Genomic DNA, 24,348 nt, shown 5'->3' on the forward strand with positions numbered 1-24,348 from the left:
AATATTAATATTTAATAAATTTTAACCATTCCGCTTGTAATATTTACATCGATAGAATGTTTTCCAGAACCTATCATACCTTCAATCTTATTTTTCTCAACGACTTTATCAGTAAGTGGGAGGTCACAATCGATATAGCCGCTGCTCATTTCCCCGTTAAGCTTGAAATTGGCATCGTCAGGAAGATCAAGCTTAATTTGCCCTGAGCTTGCCCTTAATTGAATATCATTTACAAGCTTATTCAATTGAACGTCTAGCTGCCCCGATGTAACTTCTGCTTCAAGCTCCCCTTGGTAATTGTCTATTTTTATTTTCCCGGAACTCATATCAATCCTACCGGAGTCAGTAATTAGTGTATCAATGTCAATCATGCCAGAAGAACCTTTATGGATAAATTCTTTTGTGCTTACGTTTGTTAGGTCAACCTTTCCAGAACTCATATTTATTCTCAGTTGTTCAAGTTCGGTTGAAGGACCCTCAAAATTCAAATAGCCAGATCCTACATCGATTGCCATATTGCGGTTAAAGTCTTCAGGAATGTAAATATATAGCTCTGGTGTGTGGTTAAAAATCTTGAAGCCATCGAACCATTTGCGGCTATACTCAACCTTAATTTTGTCCCCATTTCTCTTTACATCTACTGCACCTTTGCCATCGAGATCTGCTTTAATATCATTTCTTTTTTCAGGGATGATTGTAGCCTTTACAGAGGATAGGTTAATTTCAACCATCTTAATATTATCTGCTGTTGCTGAAGTTGTCTCGTCTTTTGCGAATGGCAGCCAGCTTCTAATATTTGAAGTGAGTAATACATAGAGGCCAATCAAAATAATAAAAATGAGAAATATTCTTTTCAATGATATCCCAACTTTCCTTTGCAATCATTTTTGTTACACTTATTGTATGACATAGAAATGATGAAAACATTGAGCCACAGCACGAATTGTCTCTAAGACTAGAGGCTTATTCGGGACAGGGGATCAGGTTCCAATTTTATTGTAATCGAAAAAAAAAAATTATAAAAACTTTTTGCAGAGTACGAAGTCTAATACATAGAACGAACATGGGGAGGGCATGATGTGAGCTTTGAAGAAGTTGTACAGAAGGCCATTCGAGGGGATGACCAGTCCTTTCTTGCAGCCATCCAAACGGTGAAAATAGATTTGTATAAAACTGCGTTAGCTTATTTGCGGAAGGAAGAGGATGCATTGGAAGCTATACAGGAAGTAACCTTCCGTGCTTATAAGGGGTTGAAAGACCTTAAAGTGCCAGGCTACTTCAAAACATGGATCATTCGAATTATGATTAATTATTGCAATGATACATTAAAAAAGCAGAGGAGAATCATTTTGAATGAAGAACTGCTGCTTGCAGAAGGCGAGGCAGAAGATCATACACTTCTAGAGATCGAAGAAGCGATGCAAAGATTGGATGAACGCTCCCGCGAAATTATTACGTTGAAATATTTTCATGATCTAAAAATAAAAGATATTGCACTAACACTAGATTGCCCTGAAGGAACGGTAAAAACATGGCTGTTTAAGGCTTTAAAATCTTTGCGGAAAAATCTGGATGAAAAGGGGGGAGTCTCTCATGTTTGAAAAGGAAGAAAAGAACCTTTCCGAATTGAAAAAAATGTATGAAGACCTGCCATTTCCAGAGGATAAAATTGATGAAGCAATTCTTTCAGGCTTTAAAAAAGCAAAAGAGAAGCCCGAGGTTATAAATAAACCCCGTCAGAAAAAGTGGCTTTTATCCGGATTAATAGCTGCTGTTTTTATAATCGGCTTTCTCACAAGTATTCGAGTTTCTCCTGTTTTTGCAAGTTATGTTTCAAGTATTCCTGGCATGGAAAAATTAGTTGAGCTAATTAGTGATAATAAAGGATTAATGCTGGCGGTTGAGAATGAATATGTACAAGAAATCAATACGGCGCAAGAAAAAAATGGTTTGAAGGTGACGTTTGATTCGGTAATAGCCGATGAAAAAGGAATGGTGATTTTCCAGACAATCGAAGCAAAAAAGAAACAAGAAAAATTCTACGTGAACGATTTAAAGCTTGAATCAGCTGATGGGACTGAACTGCAGTTAGGCAGTTATAGCTATGGTGCCCATAAGCCACATGGTGAACTGAGAACAACGGAAATGGCAACAATGGATTTCTTTTTTGAGGAGCCCTTGAAAACAAAGGAGTTTACTCTTACTTTTACCGTTGAAACAAATGATTATGAAGAAGACTTCCAGTTTCAGTTTACATTGGAAAAGCCGTTAAAAGCAACAAAGTCAATTGAAATGAACAAAACGATTTTAATTGAAGGACAGAAAATAACCATCAAAAATATTAAGATTTATCCTTTGCGGGTGGCAGTGCATGTTGTGATGGATCCGGAAAATAGCAAGAGAATTTTTACATTTGAGGATATTCGCTTGGTGGATGAAAATGGAGAAGCATGGACGAAAATTGCAAATGGGTTTACTGCCAGTCAACTAAATGATAATGAACATATTCTTTATTTACAAAGCAATTATTTTAAAGAGCCTAAAGAGTTATACCTTGTGATGAATAAACTGCAGGCTGTTGATCAAGAGGATGCTTATGTAAAGGTAGATATAGACAATGAGAAAATCATTAATCAGCCAAAGGGGAATATGCTGACAAATTTGAAGGTCGAAAATGGGAGAATTTCTTTTATATTGAATACGGAAAAGGAATTTAATCATTCTCTCTTTGTTTCGATGAGAGAAGCGGATGGAAAAGAAATCGATAGCAGCTCTTTTTATTGGACAGGAGATAATAATGGAAAGAGAGAGATTGGGGTAGAATTTCCACCCGGTTCGTATAAAAATCCACTAGAGCTTAAACTGTCAGCTTTTCCTGCTTGGATCGAAGGAGATGTGAAAATAAAGGTGAAATGAACAAGACCCGGCTTTCGCAGCGAAAGCCGGGCCTTTATTCATCATTCGTTTTTGCATGCTGATCCTTATTCCTTTTGTTCCCCTTACTATTATCTCCACTCACTTCTGATTGATTGCCCCTAGGCGAACTTTGATTGTGGCTCCCTTTATTATCCTTTTTCGTCATCATTACTCCCCCTTTCATTTTTCATAGTTATTCTTCTTCTGCTCGATGTATTTTATGTATGGATCAAGTAGTAATAAGAACAGGATTGGAAAAGATAAGAAGGAAAGAATATTTCTTTTGACAGAACCGTGCACATACACTAATATTATTAATACCAATAAAACTTATAGGAATTGAGGGGTTAAAAGTGAGAAAGTTTTCATTATTAGCACTATTATTTAGTTTTGTATTAGTGATTTCCGCTTGCGGTACAAATAAAGCAAATCCGGAATCTGAAGGCAACAATGCAGAAAAACAAGAGACACAAACTGAAGATCTGATGGCAAAAGTAAAGGATGAAGGAAAACTGGTAGTTGGAACAGAAGGCACATACCCTCCATTTACGTTTCATGATGATAAAGGGGAATTAACCGGGTTCGATGTGGAAATTGTAAAAGAGGTTGCGAAGCGCCTAGGAGTTGAGCCGGTATTTATGGAAACACAATGGGATGCAATGTTTGCCGGCTTAGATTCAAAGCGTTTTGATCTGGTTGCGAACCAGGTGGGAATTCGTCCAGACCGTCAGGAGAAATATGACTTTTCTGATCCGTATATTACCTCTGCAGGTGTATTGATTAAGCATGTGGATAATGAAGCTGTTACGAGTTTTGAAAATATTGAAGGATTAAAGGCAGCACAATCGATGACAAGCAATTACGCGGATATCGCAAAATCTCATGGGGCAGAAATAGTTGGTGTTGAAGGCTTTAACCAAGCGATTGAATTAATTAACTCCAAACGAGCAGATGTAACTATTAATGATAATCTTTCTTTTCTGGATTTTAAAAAGCATAAGCCAGATGCACCGGTCGAAATTGCAGCAACTTTAGATGATGCTTCCCAAAGCGGCTTAATGTTTAGAAAAGGAAGTGAGACGCTTATTAATGAAGTGAATAAAGCATTGAAAGAAATGATAGAGGATGGAACGTATTTAGAAATCTCAGAGAAATGGTTTGGTGAAGATGTTCTTAAATAGTATAATTGCTGATCCAGAGCGCGTTTCACGGCTCATAGATATTGCTCAAAGTTCCCTTCAGCCTTTGCTGAAGGGAGCCATTTTATATACGATTCCCTTAACGCTCATTACGTTTGTTTGTGGACTTATTTTGGCTGTTTTAACGGCTCTTGCACGTATATCTTCAGTTAAGCCGCTGCAAATCATTGCGAGGATTTATGTATCAGCGATTAGAGGAACCCCGTTACTTGTGCAATTATTTATTATTTTTTATGGGCTGCCTACGATCGGTGTTGTGATCGATCCATTTCCTTCTGCAGTGATCGGCTTTTCATTAAATGTAGGAGCGTATGCGTCTGAAATAATTCGTGCAGCTATTTTATCTATACCTAAAGGACAATGGGAAGCAGGATATTCAATCGGGATGTCCTATCCTCAAACACTGAAGCGCATCATTCTTCCGCAAGCTTCGCGGGTTTCATTGCCGCCGCTGTCGAATACCTTTATTAGTCTAGTGAAGGATACGTCTTTAGCAGCTATGATTTTAGTAACAGAAATGTTTAGAAGAGCACAAGAAATTGCCGCAACCAATTATGAGTTCCTGCTTCTCTATTTAGAAGTTGCCCTCATCTACTGGGTCATTTGCTTTATTCTATCTATTGTTCAAGGCAGATTGGAAAAGAGAATGGACCGGTTTGTTTCGTAAATATCAGCAATGCTAGATAAATCGGGGAAATTGCTAGATAAATCGAAGAAGTTGCTCGATATTTCGGAAACAGTGCTCGATAAACCTGAGCAATTGCTAGATAAACAAAAAATTAGCTCAATAAATTAAAATACGACAGAAAATCGCAGGCGATACCGTATCATAACAGATGTTTGACCTTTTTTGCGATAAAGGAGTATTCAAATGATTAGTATTAAAGGGTTACACAAACGATTTGATCAGCTTGAAGTATTAAAAGGAATAGATTTAGAAGTAGAAAAGGGAAAGGTTGTTGTTGTGATTGGTCCCTCAGGATCAGGTAAAACGACGCTTCTTAGATGCCTAAATATATTAGAAACGCCAACCTCCGGATCAATAGAAATCGAAGATCAAACTTTGGATTTTTCCAGTTCGGTATCTAAAAAAGCCATTCCTCCATTTCGCCGCCTGACAGGAATGGTATTTCAAAGCTATAATCTATTTCCTCACATGACTGCTCTTGAAAATGTGATGGAAGGACCAATTACAGTTAAGAAAGAATCCAAGGAAGCTGTTAGAAAAAAAGCAGAACAGCTTTTATCTAAAGTTGGTTTAGGAGATAAGCTTGATTATTATCCATTCCAATTATCGGGTGGGCAGCAGCAGCGTGTAGGCATTGCCAGGGCGCTAGCGATGGAGCCTAAAGTCATGCTCTTCGATGAGCCAACATCTGCGTTAGACCCAGAACTCGTCGGCGAAGTGCTGAAAGTAATGAAGGACCTTGCAAATGAAGGAATGACGATGATTGTTGTTACACATGAAATGCGGTTTGCGAGAGAAGCAGCAGATGAAGTCATTTTCATGGATGGCGGATTTATAGTGGAACGAGGAAAGCCGGAGGATATGTTTACTTCTCCAAAAGAAGAAAGAACCAAACAGTTTTTGAGATTAATTCAATAAGAGAAATCCTCGCTGTAGACGCAGCGAGGATTTTTTTCTATACAATCTAACCTTTCGAAGAAATATCCGATTCTGCTAGATTGTAGTAGTCATATTCATCTTTAATAAAATGTATAACGGTTAAAAGGATGCCGATAATGAAGCAGATAACTGTTATACTGGATAATCCGAGTAGGATATACACGATAAGTGTTGAAAGAATCGTTAAGAGAAAGCCGGTAAGCGGAGCTTTAAGAGGAATGCCCATTTCTAATCCTTGCCTCCAATCAAATAAAGAAACAGCATATTTGAATCTATGCTGTTTCTTTATTCAATATGCAGACTCATATCATGAATGAATGGAGAGGCATATTGATTGGGATTATTCAATACATTAGCGGTTGAGCCGATTTGTACAATGTGACCGTCCATTAGAATAGCCAATCGGTCACACATAAATTGGATCTCTGTAACATCATGGCTGACAAAAATTGTTGTTGTTTTCGTTTGTTTGATGATCGCTTTAAAATCTTTCAACAGCTTCACTTTAGTCGGGTAATCAAGAGCTGTGAATGGTTCATCTAAATAGAGTACTTCAGGGTCAAGAATTAAAGCCCTTGCTAAATTGACTCTTTGTGCCTCGCCACCAGACAGCTGATGAGCATTTTTCTTGGCAAGGTGGGAAATGCCGAATTGTTCAAGCCAGAAATCAACCTTTTGTTTAATCTGTGACCTAGGCACCTTTCGGATTTTTAATCCGGCGGCAACGTTTTGGAATACAGTTGTATCAAAAATTAAGGTTTGCTGCAGAACAACTGCCCATTTCCTTCTTTGTTCTAATGGGATTCTGCTAATGGGCAATTCTGCATTTTTGTAATAAAGCTTTCCACCAGTCGGGGCTTGCAGGCAGGATAAGATTTTAATAAGTGTGCTCTTCCCTGCTCCATTTGGCCCCATCATTCCAAGGATTTCTCCTTGTGTAATAGAAAGTGATGGAACAGAGAGAATCGTTCGATCCTTATTCGTATATTGAATATTTTCTAGACGGATCATTGGATTCATCGCACTCTGTTCCTTTGCTGTAAATTTGTTAAAAGGAAGGTGATTATAAAGGCTAAGCTCATTAATAGGAAAGAGAGAGCTAATGCGACATCGAAGTTTCCTTTCGATACTTCCATGACGATGGAGGTGGTTAATATCCGCGTTTCGCCTCGAATATTCCCTCCGACCATCATGGCGGCCCCCACTTCAGCAATCACGCGGCCGAATCCCGCAATAACTGCAGCAAGAATGGCAATTTTGACTTCTCTTACTAACAATCGTACGGTTTGAAGCCGTGTGGCACCAAGAGCTTTAATTTGTAATAGCATTTTTTCATCCATTTGCTGAAAGGCACTGCAAGTAAGTCCAATGATGATGGGAAGTGAAACGAGAATTTGCGCCATGATAATGGCAAATGGACTATATAATAGAGAGAATGACCCTAAAGGGCCTGAACGCCATAATAACATCGTAATCCAAAGTCCAGCTACAACTGGAGGGAGCCCCATTCCGATATTAATCAAGATGAGGACAAACCTTCTGCCTGGGAAAGATGTCAGACCTAATATGACACCAGCAGGTATTCCAATGAATGTACTGATTAAGACGGCTGTTAAGGATACCCTTAAGGTTAGCCAAGTAATCTCAAAGATTTCAGGATCACCTGAAATCAGCATTTCTATTGCTTTTTTCAAACCCTCTATTAAAAGATCCATAATCATTCCAGCTTTCTAACATGTGTCTACACCAAGTGGACAAAACTAGTAAATTTGTACACGGTTGGTTTCTTGCACCCTATTCTGTGTATGGGAAGAATAGGGGTTCGCCATATTCTTCTTGGCCGAATTCTTCGATGACTTTTTGTGTTTCTTCATTGATCATGAAATCAACAAACTTTTCTGCGCCTTCACTAAATACTTTGTCATGCTTCTCAGGGTTTATCTGCATCACATGGTAAATATTTAACAAGTCTTCATCGCCTTCAACAAGGATTTCTAAATCTAAGCTTTCCTTTTGTGCTAAGTATGTTGCTCGATCAGTAATGACATATCCTTGTTTTTCAGCAGCTACTTGAAGGGTATTACCCATTCCTTGTCCCGTTTCTGCATAGCTAGTATTATCCCCAGGTGTAAGTTCAAGTGACTTCCAAATATCTAACTCTTTTTTATGTGTGCCGGAATCATCTCCTCTAGAAATGAAGACAGCTCCATCATTAAATAGCTTTTGGAATGCTTCTCCTACTTCCATTCCTTTTATACCTGCTGGATCATTAGCCGGACCAACGAGAATGAAATCATTGTACATGACACGTTTCCGATTGATGGCATCTCCACTGTCAACAAGCTCTTGTTCTGAATCGGGTGCGTGAACAAGAAGCACATCAGCCTCTCCCTTTTTTCCCATTTCTAACGCTTGCCCCGTACCAACTGCAATCGGCTGTACATTTGTATTACTTTCTTCTTCAAACATTGGAATTAATACATCAAGCAAGCCGCTATCCTGGGTGCTTGTCGTTGTTGCTAATATTAAATCCTTAACCTCTTCAGCTGCTTTTGGCTGTTCTTCTTGTTTGCTGCTTGTCTCATCTGTCGAATTTGAGCATGCTGTCATCATGAAAATGAGCATTGCGATCAAACTGAGTGAGAAAATTTGTTTTAACTTCATTTCGTTTTCCTCCAAACTTTTGTTTCATACATGATTTGTCCTAGCTCTGAACCGTCATAGCCTTCATTGCTGCTGATGCTTTCTTTAAAATCGGTCAGCTGCAGAATATCGATTAAGTGCTCCATTGCATTCTCGTTCTTATTCGTCCATCTGAGCACGAGATCAAATTTTTCCTTTGCGATCGGAATAAAGTGTAAATCCAGCTTATTTGCAGCAGAACGAATGCCAAAAGTTGCGTCTGCTATTCCACCGCTAATATAGGAAGCAGTCGCTAAATGATTCCATTCCTCAAGTTCATAGCCGACAATATCAAAAGGATTAATATTTTCATCTGCTAACAGTGAGTCAAATAGAAAGCGGGTTCCTGCACCCTTTTGACGATTCACAAAACGAATATTTTTCCTCGTAAGGTCTTTAATGCTAAGAATGCCTTTCGGATTTCCCTTTGCAGTAATTAAGCCTTGCTCTCTTCCCGCAAGCCGCAATACGGTAATTCTTTCATGAATGAAGAGCTGCCGGATAAAAGGGAGATTATATTCTTTTGATGTAGGATCTAACAAATGCATTGCCGCGATGTCACAGTTTCCTTTGTAAAGCATCATTAAGCCTTCGAGACTTCCGATATAGGTTGGCTGAATGGTGAGTGCAGGTGATTGGCCCGTTATATACTTGATGAGCTGTTCAATTAAAAAATCGTGGCTGCCTGCAATATGTAATAACTGCTCTTGAAAGGGAGTGTTTGCTGATTCAAGAGCAGGAGATGGTCTGCCAGCATCCTTAAATCTATTAATCTCACTTTCCACAACCCTCATTTTATTTCCCACTTTAAAAGCATGGAGCTCTCCGCGTTTAATCAGCTCATAAACCGTATTTTTGGAAATCTTAAACATTTTTGCAATTTCATCTGGCGTATAAGTCTTTTCGTGTATCATAATCACCCTCCCTTGCTCCTTTAATAAAATACAGAATTTATGGATAATCCACTGTGATTTATGTTATGTTTTATCAAGTTTTGTTGACTTTTGTATGATGTTGTCACAATTTGTTCAAAATGTTTAGAGGACTAATAGCGTCTATTTCATTCTTTTAACACAACTCCCATGTATAGTTACGTTAGTAAAGATAGTCATTTAAAAAGAAAGAAGGAATTAACTTGAAAAAAACAATCTTTGCCATTTTTATGGCCTTTATATTTTTAGCAGGGTGTGGGCAAACAAGTGAAGATCATACAAGCGGAAAGAAAGAAGAAGCTCCGGCACCAATCGATGCGGTAATCGAATTGCCCGAAAAAGGAGAGCCGAATGCAGAAGTTGCTATTGCTGTAACGGTTTCACAGGGAAAGAAACCAGTTGAAGATGCGAGTGAAGTGAAATTTGAAATTTGGAAGGAAGGCAAAAAGGATGCAAGTGAAAAGGTAGAAGCCAAGCATTCTGAGAATGGCAAGTATACGATTACCTATACATTTTTAGAAGATGGACTCTATCACGTTCAATCCCATGTAACTGCAAGAGACATGCATACAATGCCAACGGAGACAATCCAGATTGGCAAAGTTGAGGAAGGTCTACATGAGCATAGCGAAGATGCAGCTGAAGAGGGGCATCACCATCATGGAGAAGTTGAAATTCAGTTAGAAAAGCCGGAAGTAATCAAAGCAAAAGGTCAAACTCCGTTGGCTGTTCTTTTGGAAAAAGATGATAGCCCTCTTACAGATGCAAGGGTTCGATTAGAAATTACACAGCAAGGTTCGAATCCAGCTTGGGTAGATATGGAGGAAGCGACTGATGGAGAATATAAATCTGATTACCAATTCCCTTCTGGCGGAACATATACAATAACAATTCATGTTCAAAATGATGCTGGACTTCATGAACATACAGAGGTTGAAGTAACAGTTGAATAAATAGAGAAAAAGCGCATCTTATGGTGCGTTTTTTTCTGCATCTATGTGCCTGACAAACATTTTTCAATCAAGCTATAAAAGCTTTCTTCTCGCCAATTCTTCCACATAGTTTTAAAATAAAGTTAGACAGATAGAAAAGCAGGTGGGGGAAAATGACGAATACACATTTACACTTTAATACTGGCATTGGCAGACAGAAGCCGAATAGTATTCGCAATAAAGAGCAAAGCTGCCCTTTTTGTGCAAGAGATCAGCTGACAGATTTAATAGCAGTTGACGGTCCAATTATTTTATTAAAAAATAAATTTCCTGTTTTAGAAGATACGTATCAAACCGTTTTGATAGAAACGGATCAATGTGATGGGGAACTATCTATGTATCCAGAGGAACATTTACTAAAGCTGATTCGTTTTGGTTTAACCCATTGGCTAGGAATGACACAATCTGGTGAATTTCAATCGGTCATATTCTTCAAAAATCATGGTCCATTATCCGGAGGAACGATCGCACATCCTCATATGCAAATTATTGGATTAAACCATCTAAATTATCAAGAAAAGGTTCAAGCGAGTGATTTTGAGGGAATAACAATCGCTGAGAAGAATGGGACGATATTTTCGATTTCTACCGCTCCAAGAGTGGGCTTCTATGAGTTTAATGTGAAGCTAGGGGATATTCAAGATATTCAAGCATTTGCTATTTATATTCAAACAGCCGCCCATTATATTTTGCATGCCTTTCCTTTTAGCTGCAGCAGCTATAATTTATTTTTTTACGAATGGAATGGGCAAATTTATGCAAAAATTGTTCCGAGATTTATTACAACCCCGTTATTCATTGGGTATTTTATCCCGCAAGTTCCAAATAATATAGAATGGATGAGAAATGACGTTCAGGAGAAATATTTCAGAAAATAAAAATGTTGATTAGAAATTATCACCATTCACATTTTCATAGTTGAGATTTGCTCCTGTAAAAAATATAATTGAACTTTGGACAAAGGAGAGAGTCCATAGCTGGACCCGTCTTTTTATGATCTTTTATTAACGGGAGAACGATATGACTTCAAATAAAACAGCATCACCCCCTCGGCTTGATTTTGGGTTAATATTAATCTTATTTTTATTATTTTTGGTTAGCTGCATTTCGATTTATAGTGCCCAGACGACAGGACAATATAAAGAGAATTTTCTCTTAAAGCAAATAGTTTGGTATATGGTAGGCACAGGCATTATCGCAGCAGTCATCACATTGGATTCAGATCAGCTAAAAAAAATATCTTGGTATGCGTATGGCTTTGGATTATTCCTGCTCGGTTTTTTAATTGTAGCTCCAAGCGGTATCGCCCCTGTCATCAATGGGGCAAAGGCATGGTTCAGGGTGCCTGGCATGGGGTCGCTCCAGCCATCCGAGCTTGTTAAAGTTTTTATCATTCTGGCGCTTGCGAAGGTCATTGATGATCATCATCAAAAGAATCGGATTAAAACAATACAAACGGATCTTTGGCTGCTCGTGAAAATCGGGCTATTCACGATGCTGCCGCTTTTACTAGTAATGCAGCAGCCGGATCTTGGAACGGGTCTCGTGTTCATTGCCATCATGCTCGGAATGATTTTTATTTCCGGCATTACGTGGAAACTGCTTGCACCTATTTTCTGCACAGGTATTACCCTGATCTCTGTTATTTTCTATTTTGTACTCTGGCAGCCTGATATTTTAGAGAAATATCTAGGCGTAAAGGAATATCAATTCGCCAGGATCTACTCATGGATCGATCCTTATAATTATCAGAGTTCGACAGGGTTTCAATTAACGAGATCTCTTCTTGCCATTGGTTCAGGAGAAACAACTGGAAAAGGCTATGGAACGAGGGAAGTTTATTTACCGGAGAGTCATACTGACTTCATTTTCAGCATTGTTGGCGAAGAATTTGGTTTTATTGGGGCAAGCATTTTAGTTAGTTTGTTCTTCTTACTCATTTATCATATTACGAGGGTGGGGATGGAAACAAAAAATAATTTCTATACTTACATTTGTATAGGTGTTATTAGCATGATTACCTTTCACGTTTTTCAAAATATTGGAATGACCATCGGCTTGCTGCCGATTACAGGTATTCCGCTGCCATTTATCAGCTACGGCGGCAGCTCTTTGATGGGGAATATGCTAGCAATGAGTTTAATCTTTTCAATCAGTTATCATCATAAAAAATATATGTTCTCAAACAATGATTAAAGAGCGGCGCCTAAAGCAGGCTCCGCTCTTATTCAACTACGCCAGTTTCTACAATATTCACATCTGTTTTGATCTTAAAGGTTAGTCTCTTATAATCCTCTTCCCACTTTTTAAAGTCATAGCCTCTAATTTGTTTTCTATGATAAAAGCCGAAACCAATGGGGTCAATACCCTGTTCTTGAAATTGTTTTACTAAACTTAAGCATTCTTTATTTACCTCTTTTTCGAGTGCCTTCTCTACTTCTTTCACGATTTGTGGTGTGATTTTATCACCGGTATATTCTGGGATTACCCCTTTTATTTTGATATGAATCACTACTTGAGAAGGGTATTTTTTTGATAGTTTTATTTTACGTTTGGAAGCGATACTTTTAATTTCTGCTTCTTTGTCTATTCCTAAATCCACTTTAAAACTGCCATTGCTATGCCTATCTGCAAGCAGTTTAAAGAAAAACATTTTCTCTGTTGGCAGGACATGGACTTCCCGATCCTTTTTAAATAGACTTAATCCACTAATTTCTACTTCTTTGTTATTTATTTGGCGTAATTCTGGAAGGTATGGATCCTTTCCTTTTGTATAATAATCTCGTATAAAGATGTGTAGGTTTGTTTCTGGAAGATCCCTATACCTCATATTATGTTCAATCAGGTTATTCAGATAGTCTGAGTTTCCGCGTGGACCGTATTCCCCTTTTAAAATTTGCAAAGCACTCCCTGACGATGTTGCTAGGAAATTTCTTGCACCAATGCTGGGATCTCTCTGATAGTTATCAACGAAATCTATAATACCTCTATCAGCAAGCTTATCACCAAAAATGGTCACCATTAATCCGCCAAGGTGAAGGGGTTCGGAAGATTGTCTTTGGATGTTTAAAAGAAGATCTCTTCTTAAATTTGCTGTTGCTGTAAACGTCTTATTCTCTGTTGATTGATCAGGAAGGTATTCTTGAATAAGGACGGTGCCAATAAATGTATCATCTTCGAGTTCATCGAATGCAGAAGCAGCTTCAATATTAATATCATCTATAATCGATTTTGGGACACAACCAGTAGTAAATAACATCAAAAAGATAGGGATAAAGAATAGTTTTTTCATTTTTTTTTCACCTTCTTAACAATTAAGACCATAACAAGCAAGAGGGGGATGTAGAGAAAGGTAAAGATGAATCCTGCTTTTCCTGTGTAATCATTGATAAGTCCTACTTGTTCGCGTGTATCAATAAAATTAATCACAATTAAATTGGTAATGGAGATTAAAAAAACTCCTTTTTTCTGCTGTAAATTAAATATTCTTTTTAGCAGTCTTGAGGCAACCCATAAAGAAATACAAAAGTTCGGAAGAATGACTAAACTCCATGTAGCGATGCCAATATATTCAAAGCGTTCAACAAATGGCATTTGTACAATTTTCCACATTGTCAATGTTGCCCATATGGATTTTCTCAGCTGTTCTTCTGAAAAAAAAGAGAGTGTCAACATCATTAATCCCGTGTATAGAAGAGTTGTTGTCAATATAGCTAGATGTGCCCATTTTTTTGACTTTTGCGGGTTCTTAATGAATGGATAAAAGAATAAAACAATTTCGAACCCAATGAAGGTGAGCGACATATGATAGGACCCCAATAAGATATCTTTAAAGGAGTTATCCAATATGGGCAATAGATGTTCAAAATTGGCAAACTTTAAATTGAATCCAAATATAAGAAATAAATAGGCAGGTAACACAATGCCGAAAAAGGCAATGCCTACCACTGTTCGGAATCCTCCATAAATGATGTAGATACAGAGAAGCAAATAAGCTAGCGTAAACCAGAAAATGCTCATCGTTGGAAACATCCAAACTTGGATGACCTCAAGATAGGAGCGCAGGATGGTTAAAGAATAGGTGAAAAAATAAAAAACAAAAAACGTGCTTAAAAGCTTCCCAATAAAATTTCCTGCTACGTATATATGTGCAGTGACGAGGTCACCATCAACCGTTTCCATAATTTTGTACATCATCCAGACAATAATATGGATTAATGACCCAGCGATTAGAACCGATATCCATGCATCTTCATTAGCATATTGAGCAATCAGCCGCTGATATCCGAGAACGCCAATTCCAATTTGCATCGAAGTGATCATATAGAACACAAGAAATGGAGATATCTTAAATCTATCCTCAATTGGCAGATTAGGCATTATGTGTCACCTCCAAGCCTATTCATCAATATCCTTCTTTTCCGTCGCTTTCTTTTTATTGTAACGGGTGCGATTTTTTGTTCTTAAAAAAAGTGGACGCAGTGTTTGTTTATTAAATGGAAGTCTGATAAAAGCATCCTTTAAGTCTGTTGCCCTAGGCGGGTAAAATGGCTCTAAAAAGGGCCGTCCTAAGGAAGTCAGGCGAATTAAATGGGTTAGCATAATACAGAAGGCGAATACAATGCCAAGTAAACCCCAAAGCTCTGCGAAAATGAGAAAGGGGAAGCGCAATAGACGGATCGTGTTGCCCATTTTATATACGGGTGTTGTAAAGGAAGCGAGCGCGGCTAGGGCGACAATAATAAGAAGAACATTACTTGTTAACCCTGCCTCAACAGATGCTGTCCCGATTACAATTCCTCCAACGATACCGATAGTCTGTCCGACTTTTGTCGGGAGCCTTGCTCCCGCTTCTCTTAAGAGTTCAATCGTCAATTCAAGAAATAAAGCTTCAAGTATTGGAGGCAATGGAATTTGTCTCCTTGAAGTAACGAGGGTTCCTAATAAATCTTTTGGAATTAATTCATAATGATAAGAAAGAACTGCGACATAAATGGGCGTAACGAGTAAGGAGAATAATACTGCACATCCCCTTATTAATCTGAAAAAGGAAGCTAATATCCAATTTAAAAAGTAATCCTCAAATGAACTGAAGAATTCAATTAAAGTGGTTGGTGCAATCAGAACATGCGGTGAACCGTCAACAACAATCGCAATTTTCCCCTCAGCTAAAATGCCTGCAATCCTGTCGGGACGTTCTGTATCTAATAATTGCGGAAAAGGAGAGTTGGAATTATCGCTAATTAACTGAACGATATAGGAACTATCCGTAATTGCATCAAATTCAACCTCACTTATTCGCTGTTTTACTGTATTTATATTATCTTCGTTTGTAATCCCTTCCATATATAAGACAGCAACCTTTGTTTGTGATAAGCTGCCTAGGGTGTATTCCTCGATAATTAGCTCTTTTACAGGCAATCGCTTCCTAATTAAGTTTAAATTTTGTCCTAGGGATTCAACGAATGCCTCTTTTGGTCCAATGACAGAGAACTCGATTTCAGGAGGACTTAAGCTGCGGACAATCTCTTTTTGGGTTGCAATAAATGCAAAATGCTCTGGTTCAGAATCAATTGTCAGCATAATATACCCATTGAGTATTTTTTTATCAATTACCGTTTGATCATTAGATATTTCTACATCAGCGGATGGTACAGTCTTTTTAATATCCTCAAGCGTTTTCAGCTCTCCTTCTAATAAATAGGGGAGGACGCCTTGTTGGATGATTTGCTCATCTACTAATGTAGCTATGAAGGTAAGGCAAAAGTGAACATTACTCTTTTGATTTATATAATTAGATCTGGTAAAGTCATTCGACTTTTCTAATGTTTTTTCCCAGTCTGCTTTATTTGGTTTCGTTTCATTTTGTTTTTTATTTAACCATCTTTTCATTCATGATCACCGTCAGTTTTGGCATTACAATTATTGTTACCGTAATTGGAAAAGTTATGAATCGTACCCAAAAAAGATAGGAGAATAAATGAAAATAAAAAAGAGCCCGCAGTATCTGCGGGCAGGATTATCATTATTTTAGAAAGTATTTCTCGATATCATCTAGCATTAAGTTTGCAGCCTTTACTCCGCCAGCAGTATTCCAAATGATGTCATCTACTTTCTGGATTTTTCCTTCTTTAACAACGTTTAAATTTTTGAATAATGGATCGTCAAGCCATTCCTTTTCAAGATTGCTTGCTTCACCGTCACCTGTTTCGTAAGTAAAGTAGAAAAGTACGTCTCCCTCCATTGCTGGGATTCGTTCTTTCGTTGCATTTGTTTCTGCGAAGTCATCAACATTTTGACTTTCAGGACGGGCAAAGCCGATTTGGTCTAATATTACGCCAGAGAAGGTATCTTTATGGTAGATTCGGACGTCCCCAGCTATAAAGCGGACCATAGATATTTTTTGATTGACTTTATCTCCTAGTTTCTCTTTTAAATCTGCAATCCTCTGATTGTAGTTATCAATGACCTTTTGCCCTTCTTCTTCCTTATTTAATGCTTTGGCATATAGTTTGAAATTTTCTTGCCAGTCTCCACGTAGTGTTTCTGCGAATACAGTTGGGGCAATTTTACTTAGCTGTTCATATATTTTTTCCTGACGGATTTTGTTTCCGATGATTAAATCTGGTTGAAGTCCTGCAATCGCCTCTACATTCACTTCACTCTCTGTACCAACAACCTGAACATCTGTTAGCTCATCAGCAATATGCGGATACCATGGGTCACCTGTCCATGATTGAACGGCTCCGACCGGTTTTACGTCAAGAGCTAGAAGTGCCTCTGTACCTTCATTTGTTAGAATAACGACTTTCTTGGGTGTATCTTTAATTGTGGTTGAACCCATCGCATGTTCAACTGTGTAGCCTGAATCCCCAGCAGTATTTTTATCGTTATTCTTTTCTGCTTTTTCATCATTATTATTTCCACATGCTGCTAATAGGAGCAGGGACATAATCGAAATAATAGCTACTAAAAATTTAATGTTTTTCAATGTTGGAACCTCCTAATTCATTATACCGATGATAATGATTTTCAATTACTAATTTATCATAATTTCCCTTCGCAAATATGTCAATCATTTAATTGAAAATGATTTTCAAACTCATTGACATGTAGTTTTCCTTCTAATAGACTTGAGAAAGGGAATACATTTATTTTTAGATAGGAACGGTTTCGCTATGTTATTAAAATCAAATTTGCAAAAATGGAGCGGCTTATTGTTTGCTGTGATCCTCTTATTACTATTAATGTGTGTAAGTATTGTATATGGCTATACAGATACAACCTGGAAGATGGCGATTGATGCATTTACATCCTTTGATGGGTCAAATGAACATCTCATTATCCAATCAGTCAGGCTGCCTCGAGCGCTTATTGCTGCTGCAGTTGGAGCAAGCCTAGCAATTGCAGGTGTCTTATTACAAACAATAACGAAAAATCCACTGGCAGCACCTGAGATTTTTGGGATTAATGCTGGTGCTGGTTTTGCGGTTGTCATAACTGTTACACTCTTTTCTTTGAGCAATCTTCAGGTTTTTACATGGATTTCTTTTCTTGGGGCAGCTGTTTCTTTTATTCTTGTTTATATTATTGGATCTATTGGCAGGGATGGGTTAACCCCGATGAAGCTAACATTAGCAGGAGCGGCTATGAGTGCTATGTTTGCATCGATGACTCAGGGATTTCTTGTCATTAATGAAACGGCACTTGAACAGGTTCTCTTCTGGTTAGCCGGTTCTGTATCTGGTCGTAAGCTGGAAACTCTTCTTTCTGTTCTTCCATACTTAATAATAGGATGGGGCTTAGCCCTGCTCATTTCTAATAAGCTAAATATCCTATCAATGGGTGAAGATGTTGCAAAGGGTCTGGGATTAAAGACTGGCATGCTAAAGATATGGTCCGGGCTGATTATCGTCCTTTTATCTGGAGGAGCAGTAGCGGTAGCAGGTCCAATTGCTTTTATAGGAATTGTCATCCCCCATATCACACGTGCAGTTGTAGGAATTGACCACCGCTGGGTGATTCCATTTTCAGCTCTCTTTGGCGGAATGCTGCTTCTTATAGCTGACACTGCTTCTCGGTTTATTATTATGCCGCAGGAAGTGCCGGTTGGTGTAATGACAGCTGTTATCGGAACTCCTTTTTTTGTATATATCGCAAGAAAGGGGTTCAATAAATAATGAGGAAATATCAAAATTTTCGTGTTTTTAAAGAGAAAGTTTCTTTTTTAGTTGATCGAAAAGCGTTAACAGTTGTTATCTTATTATTACTCGTTATGGCTGGTGTATTCATCTTTAGTACAGGAACTGGTGAGATGAGGATTAGCCCAATAAATGTAGTGAAAGTTTTCTTTGGAGGCGGCTCAGATATGGAACAGCTTGTTGTCCAATCTTTCCGTTTACCAAGAATTATCGTGTCATTAATGGTTGGAATCGGTCTGGCGGTAGCAGGTGGAATTCTTCAAGGAATTATACGGAATCCGCTCGCTTCTCCGGATATTTTAGGGATTACAGGCGGGGCATCCGTAGCAGTTGTTGGCTTCTTAGCTATTTTTAGTGATGAAAGCAATGCTTTAACTGTGAGTATCCAATGGCTTCCGGTCGCGGCTTTTGCTGGAGCGACTATCATTGCATTTCTTGTTTACTTCCTGTCATGGAAGGATGGCGTTTCACCGATTCGTTTAGTTTTGATTGGAATTGGCATTTACAGCTTAATGAAAGCATTGACTACACTTATGATGCTTCTAGGTCCAATCTATCAAGCGAGTCAAGCGAATATTTGGATTACAGGTACCGTGTACGGATCAAACTGGAGTAATGTAGCTATATTAGTTCCGTGGATTTTAGTATTGTGTGTTGTGGCATTCATATTAGCTAGAAATATAAATATCCAGGAACTTGGTGACGATATTGCCACTGGAGTAGGAAGCAATGTTCAACGATATAGATTTCTTCTTCTTATGGTTAGCACCGCTTTAATCGGTGGTTCAGTAGCATTTGCTGGGGGAATTGGCTTTGTTGGCTTAATGGCACCCCATATGGCTAGAAGGCTGGTAGGATCCTCTTTCGGGGCACTGCTTCCAGCATCAGCATTAATCGGTGGAATTCTTGTGATGATCGCCGATTTGATCGGTCGGACACTGTTTTCTCCGCTTGAGATTCCTGCAGGTGTATTTACAGCCAGCATAGGTGCACCATACTTTATTTACCTTCTTTTTAAAACAAGAAATGGGTAAAAATATTTTTGATGAATGATAAAAAAATGAAGCTACTAGAAAAAATAGAAAAGTTGTTAATTAAAATATGAAACTGCAAAAAGGAGAGGGCAGACGATGAATACAAACCAAGCGATTTCAACAAAACAATTAACACTGTCATATGGGGACACCACAATCATAAATGAGCTTGATTTGGAAATTCCTAAAGGGGAAATCACTGTTTTTATCGGTGGAAATGGCTGTGGGAAATCAACTTTACTTCGCTCTATTGCTCGTCTCCTTAAGCCTAAATCAGGTGCAGTGTTATTGGATGGGGAAGCTATTGCCAAGTTATCGACGAAAGATGTAGCGAGAAAAATGGCGATTCTTCCACAATCACCTTCTGCGCCAGAAGGATTAACGGTGCTTCAACTTGTCAAGCAGGGAAGATATCCCTATCAAACATGGCTAAAACAATGGACATCTGAAGATGAAGAAAAGGTGAATAATGCATTAGAAGCAACTGGGCTTATGAAATTAAAAGATAGAGCCGTGGATTCGCTCTCAGGCGGACAGCGGCAACGAGCTTGGATCGCAATGACGCTTGCTCAAGATACAGATACAATCCTTCTTGATGAACCGACAACCTATTTGGACATGACCCATCAAATTGAAATACTCGATTTATTGTTTGAGCTAAATGAAAAAGAGCAAAGAACGATTGTGATGGTGCTGCATGATTTAAACCTTGCTTGTCGCTATGCGCATAACGTTGTTGCGATTAAAGATCAAAAGATCTATGCTCAAGGAAAACCAGAGGTTGTCATAAATTGCAGTTTGGTGAAAAATGTGTTTGAAATGGAATGTGAGGTTACGGTTGATCCTCTATTTGGGACACCATTATGTATTCCTTATGGAAAGGGACGTTGTATCTTAAAGCAGGAAAGGCTTTCTAGGAATGGGTAATATACTTTCCGACTACCAGAGAAGTGAACTTAAGCAGTTTCGTGTAACAACTAATAGAAATTCATCAGCGCTTTCGGTGCAAATAGACAACCTCCTTGACGAACAATCAATGAGACAATACCTTAGACAGCTTGGCAAACATATTGGTGCTGCAAATGATAAAGTAACTGCATCCATATTTATAAAACGATATGCACTTCTTGCGGTTGCTTATTTATATACAATGACTTTGAAAAATGCGAAGCTCAATATTTCTTTCGAGAATGTCTCGTTTGAAACAGATGAACAAGACGAATTATGGCTGCCCAACTTTTACTTTAATGACTTTCATATGGAAACATTGATAGAAAATCGAGAAAAATGGCGAGAAACATGCGTGCATTCCTTATTCAATAACCATCTATATCCAATTTTTGATTGCCTTTCAAGAGTAACGAAAGTATCCAAATTAATACTATGGGAAAATATCTCCATATATATTTTTTGGTTATATGAAACCATTTTACAAAGGGAAGAATTGACTGAGGAAGTTATTCTTCGTTCAAAGGAAGACTTTCAATATCTTCTTTTTCAGGCTCCTGGTTCATTATTTGGCGGCTATAACGAAAATCCGCTAAAGAAATATTATAATGAGCGTATATATATAGAAGAATATGAAAAAGAGGTTAGACCGAGAAATACTTGCTGTTATTCTTACTTAACAAGATCGAAGAAACGCTGTACATCATGCCCGCAGGTTTGTGAAGTACTTCCGAGTGAAATGCAAAGAAGGGATGAGCAATCGGATGAATGAGGAATTGAAGGTACAAATGGATGGATTGTTAGAAAAGTATACAGAGCTGCTGTTTGGTGAAACGAGTCCGGAGCTGAAGGAGCAAGTTCATGCATGGGTTCTCTATTCTCATATTGCTAAAACGATGCCTCCGCTTGTTCAACATTGGAACAGTACATATCCTGATGCGAAGGAAGATATGAGAAAGCTGATTGCAGAAATTAAAGCCCTTAATGAACAATATAGAAATAAAAAATAATATTATTGTAATCATAAAAGCCGTTTCCTAAATTCACAGGAACGGCTTTTATGACAAGTTCTTTTATTATTTCTTATATTGATTATTTTGGCTGTTCACCTTTCCGCCGCCATCTGCCTCAACTGTTGGTCCAGCGTCTCCTTTTACACTAGCTGCGCTAACCCCTGCTTTGGAAGGGTTCTTCTTTCTTCGTGCCATTCACTCTTCACCTCCACTTTTAGCCTATCCAAAATAAGAGAAACAAATTTACAATAATAATTTTTTAAAAATTTCCTAATTTCAGTTAGGAAATGATTGCGTAAATTTTTCAAATATTTTATAGTTATAGATAACAGGACTCATTCGAGCAATTTTTTTTGACAGAAAAATGAATGAGTATTCATTCAAAATGGCAAAAGGGGGAAAAGAAGTTGATCCAGCAAATTAAGAAAGCTGCAGTTCTTGGATCTGGTGTCATGGGCTCAGGCATTGCTGCCCACTTAGCAAACATTGGAATTCCAACTTTATTATTGGATATTGTACCTCGGGAATTAACGGATGCAGAAAAAACAAAGGGATTAACCCTTGAGGATAAAGCAGTCCGCAATCGCATAAGCGAATCAGGAAAACAAAAGTTATTAAAGCAAAAGCCGGCACCGCTTACTTCTAAAAAGAATCTCGCATTAATCGAAGCAGGAAATTTTGATGATGATATGGAGCGCCTAAAGGATGTAGATTGGGTTATTGAGGTCGTTGTTGAAAACCTCAATATTAAAAAACAAGTTTTTGAAAAAGTAGACCAATATCGTAAGAAGGGCAGCATCATTAGCTCTAATACCTCCGGAATTTCTGTAGAAGCGATGGCGGAAGGACGGTCTGAAGATTTCCAAGAACATTTCCTTGGAACACATTTCTTCAATCCACCGCGTTATTTAAAGCTATTAGAAGTGATTCCTACGAAACATACAAACCCAGCTGTTCTATCTTTCATGAAGCAATTTGGAGAAGATGTCCTTGGCAAAGGGGTTGTTGAAGCAAAGGATACACCTAACTTCATCGCTAACCGGATTGGAACGTATGGACTACTGGTCACTGTTCAAGAAATGCTTAAAGGCGGCTACAGTGTTGGGGAAGTAGATTCCATTACAGGTCCAATGATTGGCCGCCCGAAAAGTGCTACCTTCAGAACACTTGATGTTGTTGGTCTTGATACTTTTGCTCACGTAGCAAATAACGTATATGAGCAGGTTGATGGTAAAGAAAAGGAAGTGTTTGAAGTTCCGGCATTCATGAAGGCGATGCTTGACAAAGGATGGCTTGGAAGTAAGTCAGGGCAAGGGTTCTTTTTGAAACAAGGGAAAGAAATACTAGAGCTGGATCCGCAAAGTTTAGAATATGGTCCGCGCAAAAAGCTGAAAACAGCTGCAACTGAGTTAAGCAAGCAGGAAAAAGGCACGGCAAACAAAATGAAAGCGCTTGTTTACGCTGATGACCGTGCAGGCCATTTATTATGGAATATATTAAGTCCAGTGCTCATTTATTCAGCACAATTGCTCGGTGATATTGCCGATGATGTGGTTGCAATCGACCGTGCGATGAAATGGGGATTCGGCTGGGAGCTAGGTCCATTTGAATCATGGGATGCGATCGGCCTAGAAAAATCAGTTAAGAAAATGGAAGAAGCAGGCCTTGAAGTTCCAGCTTGGATTAAAGAGATGATCGAAAAAGGATTCACTTCTTTCTACAAAGAAGAGGACGGGGACTTATTCTTCTATGACAACGGCGAATATATGCAAATCCAAGAAAACCCAAAGGTTATTAACTTAAAGCGCCTGAAAAAGAAACATGGTGTTATAAAAAAGAATAGCGGTGCAAGCCTTATTGACCTCGGTGATGGTGTAGCACTTCTTGAATTCCACTCTAAGAGTAATGCGCTAGGTTTAGATATCATTCAAATGATTAACTTTGCTGTTGATGAAGTGGAAAAAAATTATAAGGGACTTGTCATCGGCAACCAAGGAAAGAACTTCAGTGTTGGTGCAAACTTAGCGATGATCTTAATGGAAGCACAGGATGACAATATTTACGAGCTTGATATGGTTGTTCGTCACTTCCAGCAAGGTATGATGAAAATCAAATACAGTTCTAAACCTGTGGTTGCAGCACCATTTGGTATGACGCTTGGCGGAGGCTCAGAGGTTTGTCTTCCTACTGCACATATTCAGGCAGCTAGTGAAACTTATATGGGTCTAGTTGAAGTAGGTGTAGGTCTTATCCCTGGCGGTGGCGGAAACAAGGAGCTTTATATAAAGCATCTTAACTCCATGCCAAGCGGGGTAGAATTCGACCTTCAAAAAGTGGCGAATAAAGTATTTGAATCCATTGCGATGGCGAAGGTTTCTACTTCTGGAGAAGAAGCGCGTGATAATAACTTCTTAAACTTTGCTGACGGTATTAGTGTTAATGGCGACCATCAGCTTTATGATGCGAAGCAAGCTGTTCTTTCACTCTATGAAAACGGCTATAAGTCTCCGGTTCGTAAGAAAATACCGGTTGTCGGAGAAACAGGCTATGCAACTCTGCTTCTAGGTGCACAAGCCATGATGTATTCCGGTTATATTTCTGAACATGATTTAAAAATTGCGAAGAAGCTTGCCTATGTTATTGCAGGTGGGAAAGTACCTTATGGCACGGAAGTGGATGAACAATACTTGTTAGATTTAGAGAGAGAAGCATTCCTAAGCCTTGTTGCTGATCCGAAATCACAACAGCGTATGCAGCATATGCTGTTGAAAGGAAAACCGTTACGCAATTAATAGCTTGATAGA

General features: G+C 38.4%; 26 protein-coding genes. 14 read left to right on the forward strand and 12 right to left on the reverse strand.

What is annotated here, in order from left to right:
* Positions 1-11: 11 nt before the first annotated feature.
* Positions 12-857, reverse strand: a complete 846-nt coding sequence (gene liaG / locus FI644_RS13340) for a LiaG family protein (protein ID WP_053477734.1) — start codon at positions 855-857, stop codon at positions 12-14.
* A 222-nt stretch (positions 858-1,079) separates the two neighbouring features.
* Here liaG and FI644_RS13345 point away from each other — a divergent pair, with 222 nt between their 5' ends.
* Both FI644_RS13345 and FI644_RS13350 read left to right on the forward strand, forming a co-directional pair.
* Positions 1,080-1,601 carry a sigma-70 family RNA polymerase sigma factor gene (locus FI644_RS13345; RefSeq protein WP_053477735.1) on the forward strand — a complete coding sequence of 174 codons (522 nt, stop codon included), beginning with the start codon at positions 1,080-1,082 and terminating at the stop codon, positions 1,599-1,601.
* The gene (locus FI644_RS13350) at positions 1,594-2,916 is read left to right on the forward strand and encodes a DUF4179 domain-containing protein (RefSeq protein WP_056686196.1); all 1,323 of its coding nucleotides are present in this window, start codon (positions 1,594-1,596) and stop codon (positions 2,914-2,916) included. Before FI644_RS13345 ends, FI644_RS13350 begins: the two co-directional genes overlap by 8 nt.
* A 34-nt stretch (positions 2,917-2,950) precedes the next feature.
* On the opposite strand, the gene FI644_RS27140 is transcribed toward FI644_RS13350, so the two are convergent.
* Positions 2,951-3,085: a hypothetical protein gene (locus FI644_RS27140; RefSeq protein WP_256376300.1), complete on the reverse strand. Its 135-nt coding sequence runs from the start codon at positions 3,083-3,085 to the stop codon at positions 2,951-2,953.
* 184 nt (positions 3,086-3,269) lie between these two features.
* Between FI644_RS27140 and FI644_RS13355 the strand changes: the two genes are divergently transcribed.
* The 3 genes from FI644_RS13355 (at position 3,270) to FI644_RS13365 (ending at position 5,721) form a co-directional block, all read left to right on the forward strand.
* Positions 3,270-4,097, forward strand: a complete 828-nt coding sequence (locus FI644_RS13355; RefSeq protein ID WP_056686193.1) for an amino acid ABC transporter substrate-binding protein — start codon at positions 3,270-3,272, stop codon at positions 4,095-4,097.
* Positions 4,084-4,782, forward strand: a complete 699-nt coding sequence (locus tag FI644_RS13360; protein WP_053477738.1) for an amino acid ABC transporter permease — start codon at positions 4,084-4,086, stop codon at positions 4,780-4,782. The genes FI644_RS13355 and FI644_RS13360 overlap by 14 nt, the downstream gene beginning before the upstream one ends.
* A gap of 204 nt (positions 4,783-4,986) precedes the next feature.
* Positions 4,987-5,721: an amino acid ABC transporter ATP-binding protein gene (locus FI644_RS13365; RefSeq protein ID WP_053477739.1), complete on the forward strand. Its 735-nt coding sequence runs from the start codon at positions 4,987-4,989 to the stop codon at positions 5,719-5,721.
* Positions 5,722-5,767: 46 nt separating this feature from the next.
* Here FI644_RS13365 and FI644_RS13370 read toward each other — a convergent pair whose 3' ends face one another.
* The 5 genes from FI644_RS13370 to FI644_RS13390 all read right to left on the reverse strand — a co-directional run bounded on the left by FI644_RS13370 (position 5,768) and on the right by FI644_RS13390 (position 9,338).
* Entirely contained in the window at positions 5,768-5,968 is a 201-nt protein-coding gene (locus FI644_RS13370; protein ID WP_142108501.1) for a hypothetical protein, read from the reverse strand.
* Positions 5,969-6,027: 59 nt separating this feature from the next.
* On the reverse strand, positions 6,028-6,762 hold the full coding sequence (locus FI644_RS13375) for an ABC transporter ATP-binding protein (RefSeq protein WP_056686184.1): 735 nt from the start codon (positions 6,760-6,762) through the stop codon (positions 6,028-6,030).
* Entirely contained in the window at positions 6,759-7,457 is a 699-nt protein-coding gene (locus FI644_RS13380; protein WP_056686180.1) for an ABC transporter permease, read from the reverse strand. The genes FI644_RS13375 and FI644_RS13380 overlap by 4 nt, the downstream gene beginning before the upstream one ends.
* A gap of 79 nt (positions 7,458-7,536) precedes the next feature.
* Positions 7,537-8,406 (reverse strand): ABC transporter substrate-binding protein, encoded by an 870-nt coding sequence (locus tag FI644_RS13385; protein ID WP_142108502.1) that lies wholly within the window; start codon positions 8,404-8,406, stop codon positions 7,537-7,539.
* Positions 8,403-9,338 carry a substrate-binding domain-containing protein gene (locus tag FI644_RS13390; protein ID WP_246066940.1) on the reverse strand — a complete coding sequence of 312 codons (936 nt, stop codon included), beginning with the start codon at positions 9,336-9,338 and terminating at the stop codon, positions 8,403-8,405. The genes FI644_RS13385 and FI644_RS13390 overlap by 4 nt, the downstream gene beginning before the upstream one ends.
* Before the next feature lie 221 nt (positions 9,339-9,559).
* Between FI644_RS13390 and FI644_RS13395 the strand changes: the two genes are divergently transcribed.
* From FI644_RS13395 to FI644_RS13405, 3 genes are all read left to right on the forward strand, one after another.
* The gene (locus FI644_RS13395; RefSeq protein ID WP_056686174.1) at positions 9,560-10,309 is read left to right on the forward strand and encodes a FixH family protein; all 750 of its coding nucleotides are present in this window, start codon (positions 9,560-9,562) and stop codon (positions 10,307-10,309) included.
* A 152-nt stretch (positions 10,310-10,461) separates the two neighbouring features.
* A complete protein-coding gene (locus FI644_RS13400) occupies positions 10,462-11,226 on the forward strand; it encodes a DUF4931 domain-containing protein (protein ID WP_056686170.1) in 765 nt (254 codons plus the stop codon).
* A gap of 142 nt (positions 11,227-11,368) precedes the next feature.
* Positions 11,369-12,544: an FtsW/RodA/SpoVE family cell cycle protein gene (locus FI644_RS13405; RefSeq protein WP_142108503.1), complete on the forward strand. Its 1,176-nt coding sequence runs from the start codon at positions 11,369-11,371 to the stop codon at positions 12,542-12,544.
* A 28-nt stretch (positions 12,545-12,572) separates the two neighbouring features.
* Here FI644_RS13405 and FI644_RS13410 read toward each other — a convergent pair whose 3' ends face one another.
* The 4 genes from FI644_RS13410 to FI644_RS13425 form a co-directional block, all read right to left on the reverse strand.
* Positions 12,573-13,640, reverse strand: a complete 1,068-nt coding sequence (locus tag FI644_RS13410) for a Ger(x)C family spore germination protein (protein WP_053477747.1) — start codon at positions 13,638-13,640, stop codon at positions 12,573-12,575.
* Complete coding sequence (locus tag FI644_RS13415; protein ID WP_053477748.1) at positions 13,637-14,728, reverse strand: GerAB/ArcD/ProY family transporter; 1,092 nt, start codon at positions 14,726-14,728, stop codon at positions 13,637-13,639. Before FI644_RS13415 ends, FI644_RS13410 begins: the two co-directional genes overlap by 4 nt.
* A gap of 18 nt (positions 14,729-14,746) precedes the next feature.
* Complete coding sequence (locus FI644_RS13420) at positions 14,747-16,240, reverse strand: spore germination protein (RefSeq protein ID WP_053477749.1); 1,494 nt, start codon at positions 16,238-16,240, stop codon at positions 14,747-14,749.
* Positions 16,241-16,373: 133 nt separating this feature from the next.
* A complete protein-coding gene (locus FI644_RS13425; protein WP_053477846.1) occupies positions 16,374-17,300 on the reverse strand; it encodes an ABC transporter substrate-binding protein in 927 nt (308 codons plus the stop codon).
* Between the two features lie 226 nt (positions 17,301-17,526).
* Here FI644_RS13425 and FI644_RS13430 point away from each other — a divergent pair, with 226 nt between their 5' ends.
* The 5 genes from FI644_RS13430 (at position 17,527) to FI644_RS13450 (ending at position 21,541) form a co-directional block, all read left to right on the forward strand.
* Complete coding sequence (locus tag FI644_RS13430) at positions 17,527-18,528, forward strand: FecCD family ABC transporter permease (protein WP_053477750.1); 1,002 nt, start codon at positions 17,527-17,529, stop codon at positions 18,526-18,528.
* Entirely contained in the window at positions 18,528-19,583 is a 1,056-nt protein-coding gene (locus FI644_RS13435) for a FecCD family ABC transporter permease (RefSeq protein WP_056686165.1), read from the forward strand. The genes FI644_RS13430 and FI644_RS13435 overlap by 1 nt, the downstream gene beginning before the upstream one ends.
* A 96-nt stretch (positions 19,584-19,679) precedes the next feature.
* A complete protein-coding gene (locus tag FI644_RS13440) occupies positions 19,680-20,510 on the forward strand; it encodes an ABC transporter ATP-binding protein (RefSeq protein ID WP_053477752.1) in 831 nt (276 codons plus the stop codon).
* Positions 20,503-21,303, forward strand: coding sequence for an IucA/IucC family C-terminal-domain containing protein (locus FI644_RS13445; RefSeq protein WP_142108504.1), 801 nt, complete (start codon positions 20,503-20,505; stop codon positions 21,301-21,303). The genes FI644_RS13440 and FI644_RS13445 overlap by 8 nt, the downstream gene beginning before the upstream one ends.
* On the forward strand, positions 21,296-21,541 hold the full coding sequence (locus tag FI644_RS13450; RefSeq protein ID WP_053477754.1) for a YusU family protein: 246 nt from the start codon (positions 21,296-21,298) through the stop codon (positions 21,539-21,541). The genes FI644_RS13445 and FI644_RS13450 overlap by 8 nt, the downstream gene beginning before the upstream one ends.
* Positions 21,542-21,607: 66 nt before the next feature.
* Here FI644_RS13450 and FI644_RS13455 read toward each other — a convergent pair whose 3' ends face one another.
* A complete protein-coding gene (locus tag FI644_RS13455; protein ID WP_075209222.1) occupies positions 21,608-21,739 on the reverse strand; it encodes a YuzL family protein in 132 nt (43 codons plus the stop codon).
* Positions 21,740-21,954: 215 nt separating this feature from the next.
* On the opposite strand from FI644_RS13455, the gene FI644_RS13460 reads away from it, so the two are divergent.
* Complete coding sequence (locus FI644_RS13460) at positions 21,955-24,336, forward strand: 3-hydroxyacyl-CoA dehydrogenase/enoyl-CoA hydratase family protein (RefSeq protein WP_053477847.1); 2,382 nt, start codon at positions 21,955-21,957, stop codon at positions 24,334-24,336.
* Positions 24,337-24,348: the final 12 nt, after the last annotated feature.

It is taken from the genome of Cytobacillus solani, assembly GCF_006704205.1.
Lineage (GTDB): Bacteria > Bacillota > Bacilli > Bacillales > Cytobacillaceae > Cytobacillus > Cytobacillus solani.